The 11,696-nt window shown below is 62.2% G+C and carries 8 protein-coding genes and 1 pseudogene; 3 read left to right on the plus strand and 6 right to left on the minus strand.

All coding sequences use genetic code 11. The annotated features are described in order from the left end of the window. Window positions 1-408 precede the first annotated feature (408 nt). The 6 genes from ACD578_RS06485 to ACD578_RS06510 all read right to left on the minus strand — a co-directional run bounded on the left by ACD578_RS06485 (window position 409) and on the right by ACD578_RS06510 (window position 6,959). Window positions 409-1,305: a carbohydrate kinase family protein gene (locus tag ACD578_RS06485; RefSeq protein ID WP_404291888.1), complete on the minus strand. Its 897-nt coding sequence runs from the start codon at window positions 1,303-1,305 to the stop codon at window positions 409-411. After that, complete coding sequence (locus ACD578_RS06490) at window positions 1,302-2,372, minus strand: ABC transporter ATP-binding protein (RefSeq protein WP_404291889.1); 1,071 nt, start codon at window positions 2,370-2,372, stop codon at window positions 1,302-1,304. The genes ACD578_RS06485 and ACD578_RS06490 overlap by 4 nt, the downstream gene beginning before the upstream one ends. After that, window positions 2,372-3,880 carry an argininosuccinate lyase gene (argH, locus tag ACD578_RS06495; protein WP_404291890.1) on the minus strand — a complete coding sequence of 503 codons (1,509 nt, stop codon included), beginning with the start codon at window positions 3,878-3,880 and terminating at the stop codon, window positions 2,372-2,374. The genes ACD578_RS06490 and argH overlap by 1 nt, the downstream gene beginning before the upstream one ends. Before the next feature lie 5 nt (window positions 3,881-3,885). Continuing rightward, a complete protein-coding gene (locus ACD578_RS06500; protein WP_404291891.1) occupies window positions 3,886-4,740 on the minus strand; it encodes a carbohydrate ABC transporter permease in 855 nt (284 codons plus the stop codon). Next, the gene (locus ACD578_RS06505) at window positions 4,740-5,615 is read right to left on the minus strand and encodes a carbohydrate ABC transporter permease (protein WP_404293725.1); all 876 of its coding nucleotides are present in this window, start codon (window positions 5,613-5,615) and stop codon (window positions 4,740-4,742) included. The genes ACD578_RS06500 and ACD578_RS06505 overlap by 1 nt, the downstream gene beginning before the upstream one ends. Window positions 5,616-5,693: 78 nt before the next feature. After that, window positions 5,694-6,959, minus strand: a complete 1,266-nt coding sequence (locus tag ACD578_RS06510) for an extracellular solute-binding protein (protein ID WP_404291892.1) — start codon at window positions 6,957-6,959, stop codon at window positions 5,694-5,696. Window positions 6,960-7,117: 158 nt separating this feature from the next. Between ACD578_RS06510 and ACD578_RS06515 the strand changes: the two genes are divergently transcribed. The 3 genes and pseudogenes from ACD578_RS06515 to ACD578_RS06525 all read left to right on the plus strand — a co-directional run bounded on the left by ACD578_RS06515 (window position 7,118) and on the right by ACD578_RS06525 (window position 11,661). After that, window positions 7,118-8,371: an ROK family transcriptional regulator gene (locus ACD578_RS06515; protein WP_404291893.1), complete on the plus strand. Its 1,254-nt coding sequence runs from the start codon at window positions 7,118-7,120 to the stop codon at window positions 8,369-8,371. Then, window positions 8,361-10,755: pseudogene (locus ACD578_RS06520) on the plus strand (PIG-L family deacetylase). The gene ACD578_RS06515 and the pseudogene ACD578_RS06520 overlap by 11 nt, the downstream one beginning before the upstream one ends. A 6-nt stretch (window positions 10,756-10,761) precedes the next feature. Continuing rightward, on the plus strand, window positions 10,762-11,661 hold the full coding sequence (locus tag ACD578_RS06525) for a DMT family transporter (RefSeq protein WP_404291894.1): 900 nt from the start codon (window positions 10,762-10,764) through the stop codon (window positions 11,659-11,661). Window positions 11,662-11,696 lie beyond the last annotated feature (35 nt).

Consider the following 11,696-nt stretch of genomic DNA (forward strand, 5'->3'; position numbering starts at 1 on the left):
ATCATCCTCAATGGCGCTGCCGTTCCAGCTAACGTTTCAGGCTTCCGCCAGGGTCCATGCGAAGAAGTTTGGCCGGCAGGACGCTTAGTTCGCCGGATCCGCTGTCCGTTACGTGATCGATCAACTCGTCAGCTATGCCATCGCAGGCCGGTTGAGCTGATCTCTCACGTCGGCCGGAATAAGCAATTGGTGTGATGCCGCTGAGCGTCTGGTCTGCTCCTCCGAACTAGCGCGCCGGCTGATGGGATTCTGCCCTGTGTTCCTCCGACAGGAATGACGGCTCCTGGCACTCCCCGGACCAAAGGGCGTGGTCCGCTTCGGCGCGCAAGAGCTGAAATTCGTTGAACGGCCTAGTGTGAAGGTTTGATCCAAAGCAGTCAGTCGCGAGGGGCCCTTAAAGTATGACTCTTACAACAGTCGCGGCGGGGCTCCTCCGGCCGATTGGACGGAGAGGGCACCCGCCTTGATCCCGTCTGCCAGGCTTTTCTCGATATCGGACGTGCCGAGCCAAGAATGCAGGAAACCTGCGTTGAAAGCATCGCCCGCTCCGGTGGTGTCGACCACGTTGGCAGGAAGTGCCTCTGCCGCGACACATGCCGTCCCAAGGGATGCCATGGCGCCGTATTCGCCACGTTTCAAGACGACCAGCGGAAAATGCTTCTGCAGACGACGCAGGATGGTCTCGGCTGATTTTTCACCGGTCAGCGCCTCTCCCTCCTCGACGTTGGGGAGGAAGACATCGACTCCTGCGCATGTCTCGAAGAATCCTGCATCCTGACGGATCAGCTGATCGTCCCAGCTCGGATCGAGCGAGACCGTCAGGCCGCAGTCCTTCGCCATGACGATTACGTCGGGATTGTCCTTGAGAGTGGCGAATTCCGCGATGTGCAGGTGAGCGATGTCGGGCGCCGAGAGCGCCTCTTCCAGGGATGCCGGCCGGGAGGTGCCGGCACGCCGGGATACGAAGGCTCGCTCTCCGTCTTTCACCAAGGCAACGGTCGGCTGGGGACCGGCGTCGTGGGATCGCTCGACGAAAGCGAGGTCGATGCCGCTTCCTTCAAGCTCCGGATTGAGGCTTTGCGAGAGCGGGTCCGTTCCCAGACGTGTGAGCAGAGCCGACGGTCGGCCGAGGAATGCAAGATGAGCCGCCGTGATATAGGCGCCGCCACCCGCGGCGATCGTCACGGCTTCAGCAAAGCGCTCGCGACCAAGCACCGGCATGTCAGGCAGGCCTGTGAAGATGATGTCGCAATAGATCCGCCCAAGGCACAGAACCTTGTTCCGCTCAGAGGACTTCTCGGTCATTGGGCAGCCAGTGCCTTCTCTGTCGCCTTGTCGAAGTAATAAAGCCTCTCCACCGGAGCATGCAGGGTCAGCTGCTCGCCGATCTTCGGGATCTGCCGCCCCGGCGCCGAGCCGATGACTGTCTGATCGCCGCGCTCGATGTGAACGAGGGTCTCGGAACCCAGGGTTTCCACGACGACGACCGTGCCCGACACGGACAGGCCCGGCGCTCCGGGCACTCCCGGGGCGAGGTCCTGTGGGCGAACGCCGACCAGAACCTCGGACGACGATGGCGACAGGGGCGGGACCTTGATGGAGCCGCCTACCGACAGATCGGCCTCTCCTTGCTTCAATGATGCCGGGAGCAGATTCATCGTCGGGCTGCCGATGAAGCGTGCAGTGAAGACGTCGACGGGTTTCTCATAGAGTTCCAGCGGGGAGCCGACCTGCAGGATCCTGCCGTCGCGCATCACGACGATCCTGTCGGCCATGGTCATGGCTTCGACCTGATCGTGGGTCACGAACACGGACGTGGTGCCGAGCCGGTGATGAAGCCGCTTGATCTCGATGCGCATCTGGGTGCGCAATTGGGCATCGAGATTGGAAAGAGGCTCATCGAACAGGAACGCCGCAGGATCGCGGACCATCGCGCGCCCAATGGCAACACGCTGGCGCTGACCGCCCGACAAAGCCGACGGACGGCGCTCCAGGAGATGCGACAGGCCAAGGGTCTGCGCAACCTGCTCCACCCGCGCGCGCTTTTCGCTCTTGGAGAGTTTCGACCGGTAGAGGCCGAAGGCGATGTTGTCGGCGACGGTCACGTGCGGATAGATGGCGTAGTTCTGGAACACCATGGCGATGTTCCGGTCCTTGGGCTGAAGGTCGTTGACGACGCGTCCGTCGATTCGAATCTGGCCGCCGCTGATCTCCTCGAGGCCGGCGATCATCCGCAGGGTCGTGGACTTGCCGCATCCAGACGGCCCGACCAGCACGACGAACTCGCCGTCCTGGATCGCGAGGTCGATGCCATGGACAACCGCCGTTTGCCCGTACTTCTTGACGAGGCGATCGATTTCAATAGTCGCCATTAGCGGGCTCCGAGAAGGGCGTTGAAACGGGACCGAAGATCCTGGGCGGATGTCTCGGCGCGGCTCTTCGCGTTCTGCATCCGGGTGCGCAAGCCAGCGATATCCTGATTGTACCCGGCAATCGCCTGGGAAAGTGCCTTTGGCGCCGGGCCACCGAACCGGTCGCGGACGGCGACGAAGTTTTCTGCCGAGACGATCTCGGCGAATTGGGTCGGAGTGACGCTCGTTCCGCGGCCCGCACAGCGATTGAAGGCGGCCTGAAAGGCGTCGTACCCATCGCTGGCGATGTCGCCGCCGATGGCGACGACGGAGCGTGCGACATCTGCCGCGATCTCGTGCGCTTCGCGAAACGACAGTCCTTCCAGGCGAACGAGGCTGTCGGCGAGCTCCGTCACGGTGATGCAGCTGCGGCGGATATTCTGGCGAACCCTATCGGCATCGACTTTCAGCGCGGGAACCAGCGCGGCGAGCAGATCGAGGACACGTCCACCACTCTCGAAGGCGCCATAGCCGAAGCCCTGGCTTTCGCCTTCGCTGTCGTTCATGTCGGTGAAGGGGGTGTTGTGCATGATCGTGAGCATCGCCTGCGCCCGACCGACGGTCTGGGAGGACAGATGCCGCATATGCTCGATCGGAACGGGATTGCGCTTCTGCGGCATGATCGAGCTGATCTGCACGAAAGCATTGGGAACATAGATCTGTCCGACCTCGAAACTCGTCCAGAACTGCAGATCCTGAATGAAGCGGCCGAGATGCAGGAAGACCAGCTCGATGGCCGAATAGGTCGACGTGATGTAATCGACGGATGCGATGCAACCGTATGAGTTCTGGAGGGGGCGGCTGAAGCCGAGCAAGTGTGCCATCAGATCGCGATCAATGGGAAAGCCGCTCGTGGTGATGGCGGCCGCTCCCATCGGGCTCCGGTCTACGATGTCACGAGCTGCTTCCACGCGGGCAATGTCGCGCAGCAGGGTCTCGAGTACGGCGGACAGATAGTGGCCGAGGACGGTCGGCTGAGCGGGCTGCCCATGGGTGTAGGCGACGACCAGGGTCCTGCTTTCCCGTTCCGCTACCGAGGCGAGGGTTTCGGCCAGCCGAACCAGGCGCTCCAGCAACGGGTCTATCCGATGCTTGAGGCCGAGCTTGAACAGAGTGTGGTCAATATCGTTGCGGGAGCGCGCCGTATGCAGCCGCCCGGCGAGGTCCGGCCCAAGGCGGGCGCGAAGCTGCTTCTCGATGAGGAAGAAGAAGTCCTCGACCTCGCCGGTATAGGTCAGATTGCTCACGTCGACCTCGCGGTCGATGGCCTCGAGAGCCTGGGCAATCGGCCGCGCCTGCTCGATGGTCAGGATCCCGGTCTCGTGGAGCATGACGAGATGCGCCCGGTCGATGAGGCGGAAGCCCTCGACATGATGATCCTTGGCTCCGTCGAACAGGGGACGCAGCACCGTCTCCTTGTAGACCGGATCCGGGAAGGTGGATGTGTCGTTGAAGGTGCCTGCAGTCATCGGCTTCAGCCTTTCAATCCGGCCAGCATCACGCCTCGGACAATGTAGCGTTGGAGGAAGAGGAAGATGATGAGTGTGGGAAGGGTGGCGATGCTTGCGCCCGTCATGATCTTTTCCCACTGGATGGACTGCTCCACTGCGAAGCTGGAGAGCCCGACCGGCAACGTATAGAGTTCAGCGCTCGTCGTTACGATGAGCGGCCAGAAGAAGGCCGTCCAGTTGCCGAGAAACGTGAAGATCGCAAGAGCCGACAGGGCGGGAGTCACGAGGGGCATGGCGATCTTCCACCAGATGGTGAACTCGTTCAGGCCGTCGATCCTTGCCGCTTCCAGGAAGTCATCCGGCACCCCTTCGAAGAACTGCTTCATCAGAAAGGTCCCGAAGGCCGTCATCATGCCCGGAAACATAATGCCCCAGTAGCTGTCCAGCCATCCGAGCTGGCTCGCCATGAGATACCAGGGTAGCACCAGCATCTCGGTCGGGATCATCAGTGTGGAGAGAATGGCGATGAAAACGATGTACCGGCCCCGGAACCGGAATTTGGCCAGCGTGTAACCGACCAAACTGTCGAAGAACACGTTCGAGAGAGTGACGATCACCGCCACGATCATCGAGTTGATGAACCAGCGCGTGAAGCGTCCGTCGCCAAGGATCTCGATGTAATTGTCGAGGGTCGGTGCTGTCGGGATCACGCGAAGGTCGTAGACCTGCGAGGCATCCTTGAGGGATGTGGATAGCATGAAGAGGAGGGGCGTCACCATGATGACGCCGCCGATGAACAGGAGCGTCCAGGCGACGATCCTGCCAGGCCTGATCCGCGACATGGGCAGAGACCTGTGGGATGATGCAGCGTGGGTCATCAGCGGTCTCTCATGATGCGCAGTTGGACGAGGGAGATCGCGAGCAGGATCAGAAACAGAGCGACCGTCTGGGCGGCAGCATATCCCATCTCGTAAGAGCTGAAGGCCGTCTGATAGATCATCAGCACGAGCGGCTTGGTCGAATTCAGCGGACCGCCGGGATCGTTCGTATTGATGTTGTAGACCTGATCGAAAATGCGCAGGAAGCCGATGGACGAGAACACGACGAGAAAGACGAGAGTCGGCTTGAGCAGTGGAATCGTGATCTTCCGCAGGATCGCCCCTTCCGACAGACCGTCAATCCGCGCGGCTTCGTAATAGGTCGTTGGAATGGCCCTCAATCCGGCGAGGAAGATGATGATTTGGAACCCGAGACCCGCCCAGATGGCCGGTGCGAGAACCGCCGGCAGCGCTTGAGTGGTGGAGCGGAGAAAAGGTTGCTGCGGGATGCCGAAGCCTGTGAGGATGTCATTGATCACCCCGATGGGGACGGGCTGATAGAACCAGCGCCAGACCCATGCCATCGCGGCCGCCGTCGTGAGAAACGGCAGGAAGTACAAGGCACGAATGAACGAATGCATAAACCGCATGCGGTCGAGGTAATACGCGACGACGAACGAGATCAGCAGGCTGATCGGCGTGCCGAGGACCAGGTAGAGGAAGGTGTTGCGGAACACCTGCCAGAAGAGCGGGTCCGCGAAGAGCCTCTTGTAGTTCTCCAGACCCACGAAGGCGGCGGGCCGCGTGATGCTCCAGTCCGTCACGGACAGGTAGAAGGCCTGGAATGTCGGCCAGAAGCGGATGACGACGTAGAAGAGAAGGGGAATCGCGAGGAAGCCCCACGCCCATATCAGCTGCTTCTGGCCAAGGCTCATCCTCGACCAGAGGCCGCCGGCGGCGGCCTCTCGATGTGCGACAACGGACATGAACTTGTTCCCCGCGGGCTCGACTTATCAGCGCTTGGCGCGATCGAGGATCGCCTGCTCGGCTTCGGCAGCCTTGGCGAGCGAGGCCTTCGGTTCTTCGCCACCGATCAGGACGCGGTTTGCCATGTCGATGGCGGTCTGCCGCTGAGCAGCCTCATCCTTGAACAGGGTCGTGTGGGCGTATTCCAGGCCCTTGAGGAACGGACCATAGACGGGATGCGCGATGTTCTCAGGCGTGAGAGCCGCAGTCCGCCGGGCCGGCAACTCACCGACGACGTCCATCCAGATCTTCATGGCTTCGGGCGAGGAGACGTAGGTCAGGAACTTCTCGGCTGCCGCAAGCTTTTCGCCCTCCGCCTTCGTCGTGATCGCGTTGGCGAAATAGCTGGCATAGTTGCTGCGCACGCCCTGTGCGTTGGCGGGAAGTTCGGTCACTCCCCATTCGAAGCTCTTGATCGTAGCGAAGGAACCAAGGCGGAACGTGCCGTCGATGGTCATGGCTGCGAGGCCCGCGCGGAAGGCGGCCTGTCCTTCGTCCATGAACCCGGTCTGGCCAACCTTATGCTTCTTCTGTAGGTCCGTGTAGAAGGTGAGCGCCTTCAGGCCCGCCTCGTCGTTGTAGGCGACCTTGGTATCGTTGTCCGTGTAAGGAACCCCGCCGAATTGGCGGATCAGGACTTCGCGCCACCATTGGTGATCCTGCCCACCCATATCGAGCGTCATGCCGGCGGAGACGATATTGCCGCTGCCGTCGCGTTTGGTGGTTTTCTCGGCCGCGGCGACAAGCTCCTCAAGCGTCTTGGGCGGGTTGTTGGGGTCAAGGCCCGCATCCTTGAAGGCCTTCTTGTTGTAGAAGAGCGCAAGAGAACGCACCGCCGTCGGAAGGCCGTAATAATCGTTGCCGCGCTTCATGGCGTTCACGATCGGGAAGAAATCGCGCTCGATATCCGCAGACGGGAAGGCCTCTGCCCGCAACGGGCGGATCATCTTGCCGGAGATGAAATTGTCGGTCCAGCCGTAGAAGAGTTGCACCACGTCCGGCCCTTGACCGGCAAGGATCGCGGCGGCGACCTTCGTCTGGTAATCGGCATAGGGGAAGGTGGTCTGCTTGACCTTGATGTCGGGGTTGGCTTCCTGGAACTTCGCGATCAGCTGGGTCATCGCCTTGACCCGCGTGTCAAAGACATATTGCCAGTATTCGATTTCCACGGCCTTCGCGCCTGTGGCGGCCAAGGTGACGACGCTTAAGGCGACGCTCGCGAGCAAGTGACGAAAACGCATATCCCTCTCCATTTTTTGCTGGCGCAGAGCGCCGACATTTCTCTGGTGGCGGTCTTCGAAAGGGCCGCTCCGGGCTTAAGGCTCCATGAGAGTCATGACCCTGTCAATAAGATAATTCACTTGAGTTATTCATTGCCCCGGTTCATCGTCCGATGCACGGAGTGGTGGGAATGCCGAGAAAAGCCAAAGCCGGAAAGCCATCAACGATCGGAAGTAATCCGGAGCGGAATCGCTCGCACAATCGACGCGTGGTGCTGGATGTCGTGCGCCAGTTCGGCCCGGTCGGGCGGATGGAGATTTCCCGTCATGCGCATTTGAGCACCCAAGCCGTCTCGAACATCGTCGAGGATCTCGTCGCCGACGGGCTGCTGATCAGGACTGGCCGGCTCAGGGCGGGCCGCGGATTGCCGCCGATTCAGTTCGCCGTCAATCCGGATGGCGGAATGACAGCCGGGATTGAGATCGCAGCCGACCACATCTCAACGCTTCTGGTCGATATCGGCGGTCGCGTACGTGCCCAACGGAGTGTCTCGATCCCGCGGAACGATCCCGAGGCGGTGCTTCCCGTCATCAAGGCCGAGATCGCAGCGGCTCAGGCGCAACTCCAGTCACCCGTGCCCCAGCTCCTCGGCGTCGGAGTCGTGATGCCGGGTCCGTTCAACGTCGAGGGCATGACATCCGTTGGGCCGACGACATTGTCCGGATGGCTGGACTTCGACGCGATCGCCAGCATCGGCGGCATGCTGAGTGTGCCCATCACGCTGGAGAACGATGCCACTGCCGCTGCCGTCGGCGAACGCCTGCATGGCGCGGCAAGGGATCTGAAGAACTTCTGCCTGATCTATTTCGGGCAGGGGCTCGGTCTCGGCATCATGATCGACGGCCGTCCGTTTCGTGGAGCGAACGGCAATGCAGGCGAGATCGGACATGTGCCGGTGGAGAAAGGAGGGCGCCTCTGCTCGTGCGGGCAGCATGGCTGCCTTGAGGCTTATGCCTCTTTCCATTCCCTCGCGCAGCGATTGGCCACGGTTGGGATCGACGGGATCGAATACACGGATCTGGAACGCCTTCACGGCGAGCGGCACCCCATCGTCCTGTCGTGGATCGAGGAGGCCGCGGGTTATCTGGCGCCCCAGGTCGCAATGCTCGAAAACCTGTTTGATCCCGAGGCTATCGTCCTGGGCGGTGTTCTTCCGCCCGGTCTGCTGGAGGATCTCGTGCAGGCGATGCAGCCGCTTCCCCTGTCGGTCGCGCGCCGCAGGAACCGGAGCGAGGCACGTCTGATCCACGGGCGGACCGGCCGCCTTACGGCGGCGCTCGGTGCCGCCGCCTTGCCGCTCCTGGAAACGATGACTCCGCGTCTCGATACCGCCCATGCGGCCCGACGTGAACAACCGAATGAGGAGATCGCTCTTGCTGGATGACCATAGCCGTCTCGCGCGCGCCGTTCATCAGCCGGCTCTTGTCCGCCTGCACCGTGCACTGAGCCGGCTTCCGTCCGTGCTGACGGTGATGAATACGGGAGCGCATCCGGACGACGAGGCGAATGGCATGCTGGCAGCCTTGCGCTTTGCCTATGGCATGCGGATCGTGGTCGCCTGTTCGACCCGCGGCGAGGGTGGCCAAAACGCCCTCGGGCCGGAGCGGGGTGGCGCGCTCGGCGTGCTCAGGACCGCCGAGATGGAGGAAGCGGCCCGCCGCATCGATGCGGACGTGGCATGGCTCGGTCATGGACCCGAAGACCCGGTTCACGATTTCGGGTTCTCCAAGAATGGCGACGACACCCTTCGGCGATGGGGCGAGGAGCGGCTCGTCGAACGGCTCGTTCGGGCCTATCGCCAGTACCGGCCCGACATCGTGATACCAACGTTCCTCGACGTGCCAGGACAGCACGGCCACCATCGCGCGATGACCCGTGCCGCTGAATCCGCATTGGCGCTGGCGGTGGATCCTTCCGCTTTTCCGGAACATGCGGCATCGGGACACGCACCCTGGCAGGTTCCCAAGTTCTATCTCCCGGCATGGTCAGGAGCGGGCTATGCCTACGACGACGAGGTGCCGCCGCCGGCCGCAACGCTCAGCATCCAGAATGTCGCCCGCGATCCAGTCACCGGCCTGGCCTATCGGCAACTCGGCGAGTGGTCCCGCGCGGCGCACGCCTCGCAGGGGATGGGCGTATGGCGGGACGATCCGGTCGATCAGTGGAGCCTTCATCTGAAGCTCCGAGCCGGTGGTTCACCGGACCCTGAGCGCGACCTTCGCGATCACCTGCCTGCGAACCTTCGCGATCTTGCTGGCGCATCAGGCCTGACAGGGGCCGCGGGCGCTGCTCTGCGGGAAGCACAGGAGCACATCGACGCTGCGATGGCGGCGTTCCCCGATCGCAAGGCAATCAGCAAGTCGCTCGGTCATGCGGCACGGCTGATCGATGATGCACGCAAGGGCATGGATCGCTCGGCCCTCGATCTGCTGGGGCATCGTCTCGACCGCAAGGTTCGGGAGATTGATGCCGCCATCTTCGAAGCCCATACAAGCACGGCGAGAGCGGTCTTCCAGGGGACGGGCCATCCGGGAGCGTTGGTCGACCTTGATGTTTCCATCGATGCGCCCGGCCTTGAAAACCTCTCGGTTACCCCGCGGCTTCCCGAGGGAGTCGAGGCGAGAGATTTCCCGTGAGTCGGGGCATGTCCGCTATGCGGTAGCAATCCCTGAAACGGCCTCTCACACAGGAAACTATCCGGAAGCATTCGATCCCATGGGCGGTAATGGTCCGGCCGGCCTTTGTATCTCTGGCGACCTGGACGGCCGCACAATCAGGTTCGATCTCGATTCCGAGGCGCCTCTGACGATCAGCCCCCAGCAGTCCCTGTCCCTCGATCCGGCCTTTGCGATCGTGAGGGCCAATGAACCGGCATCCGGCATTCGGGTCCAGACCGTTGGTGCGAAGCCAACGGATTGGCAGGTGCCGCAGGGCTGGACCATCCGGCGTCAGGACAACGATTGGGTGATCGATCCGCCGCGCCAGGCAAAGACCGGTGTTTCAAGTCTTGTCCCAATCCTCGACGGCAGGCCGGCGAGCTCGATCCAGTCCATCGCCTATCCTCATATCCAGCCGACCGCGTTCATGGCGCCGGCGGAACTCAAGGTTCTGACGCTCGATGTGGCCCTGCCGGCGGACGCCCGCATCGGATATGTCGGCGCCGGAAGCGACAATGTCGGGACGCATATGCGCCGGCTTGGGCTCGATGTGACGGATCTCGCGGAAGCGGACCTGAAGGCCGGTTCTCTCACCGGGTTCACGACCATCGTCGTCGGAATCTTCGCATTCGGGCTGAGACGCGACCTCCAGGCCGCGAGGGGCCGACTGCATCGGTTCGTGGAGGAGGGCGGCCATCTGGTGACGCTCTACCATCGTCCGACGGATGGTTGGGACCCGGATCGGACGCCGCCTCGGCACTTAGTCATCGGCTCGCCGTCGCTGCGCTGGCGCGTCACCGATCCTTCCGCTCCCGTGACGGTTCTCAAACCCGATAGTCCCCTGCTCACCTCTCCGAACAGGATCGAGGCGAGCGACTGGCAGGGCTGGGACAAGGAGATGGGGCTCTACTTCGCCGCCGATTACGACTCCGCTTATGAAGAGTTGCTGTCCCTGAACGATCCGGGTGAGAACCCGCTCAAGGGTTCTCTGATCTCGGCCCGCATCGGTCGAGGCCGGCACACCCATGTGGCGCTCGTGCTGCATCATCAGTTGGACAAGCTCGTCCCCGGTGCCTTCCGCCTTCTGGCGAACCTCGTTCAGCCAGCCTGAGAGGACATGGCGATCGAGGCGGAAAGCAGGTCGAGCGCGCCTCCTGTTCCTCTCTGGATCAGCGCAGGATGGCTTCTGCTCGACATGGCGCTGGTCACGACCATGCAGGCCATCGTCAAGGCTGAGGGTGAGACCTACCCAGCGGTCCAACTTGTCTTTCTGCGCTCGCTCGTCGGATTCATGTCGGTGACGCCACTGGTGTGGCGCCACCGCCGGAAGCTCACGGACCTGTCGAACATTCGCGGCCACTTGGCTCGGGTAGTGTTCAACTCGGTCGCCCTGACTCTCAATTTCGCGGCCTTTGCGGCATTGCCCCTGGCGCTTGTCGCCGCAATCGGATTCACCCGGCCGCTGGTGCTGCTGGTGATGGCTGCCATCATGCTCGGAGAGAGCGTGACCAGGATGCGCTATTCATTCACGGCGCTCGGTTTCATCGGCGTCATCGTCATGGTGCAGCCGGATGCGATTCCGTGGAACATGGGACTGGTTGCAGCCTTCGGATCCGTGTTCTTCGGCTCCCTGGCCGTCGTCCAGACAAGGCGGCTTGCCGGCGAGAGCACCGTCGTCCTGATGCTTTTCTATACGGTCGGCCTGACGCTCCTGAGCTCGATTCCCGCGGCCGTCGTCTGGGTGCCGATCCCGTGGAGCGAGTCACCGAACATCATCCTCGTCGGCGTGCTGGCGCAGGTCGGCCAGTATTGCTGGCTGCAGGCCTATCAGAAGCAGGAGGCACGCCTCCTCGCGCCCATCGGATATCTGTCGATCCTCTTTTCGGGATTTGCAGGATGGCTTTTCTTTGCGGAGATCCCGTCCCTGTCCCTTTGCATCGGGGCCGCAATCGTGGTTCTGACCACGATCCTAGCCACACCCGTCGAACGCTGGCTCAAGAAGAGGGACAGAGCGTAAGATCCAGACCTGGTCTTCGCAATGACCGCCATATG

This window comes from Microvirga sp. RSM25, from assembly GCF_044784385.1.
GTDB lineage: Bacteria > Pseudomonadota > Alphaproteobacteria > Rhizobiales > Beijerinckiaceae > Microvirga > Microvirga tunisiensis.

Bases quoted from the DNA above. Each gene is read 5' to 3' on its own strand.
- ACD578_RS06505 (WP_404293725.1), bottom strand. From the start codon at position 5,615: ATGAGCCTTGGCCAGAAGCAGCTGATATGGGCGTGGGGCTTCCTCGCG.
- ACD578_RS06515 (WP_404291893.1), top strand. From the start codon at position 7,118: ATGCCGAGAAAAGCCAAAGCCGGAAAGCCATCAACGATCGGAAGTAAT.
- argH (WP_404291890.1), bottom strand. From the start codon at position 3,880: ATGACTGCAGGCACCTTCAACGACACATCCACCTTCCCGGATCCGGTC.
- ACD578_RS06525 (WP_404291894.1), top strand. From the start codon at position 10,762: ATGGCGATCGAGGCGGAAAGCAGGTCGAGCGCGCCTCCTGTTCCTCTC.
- ACD578_RS06490 (WP_404291889.1), bottom strand. From the start codon at position 2,372: ATGGCGACTATTGAAATCGATCGCCTCGTCAAGAAGTACGGGCAAACG.
- ACD578_RS06485 (WP_404291888.1), bottom strand. From the start codon at position 1,305: ATGACCGAGAAGTCCTCTGAGCGGAACAAGGTTCTGTGCCTTGGGCGG.
- ACD578_RS06500 (WP_404291891.1), bottom strand. From the start codon at position 4,740: ATGACCCACGCTGCATCATCCCACAGGTCTCTGCCCATGTCGCGGATC.
- ACD578_RS06510 (WP_404291892.1), bottom strand. From the start codon at position 6,959: ATGGAGAGGGATATGCGTTTTCGTCACTTGCTCGCGAGCGTCGCCTTA.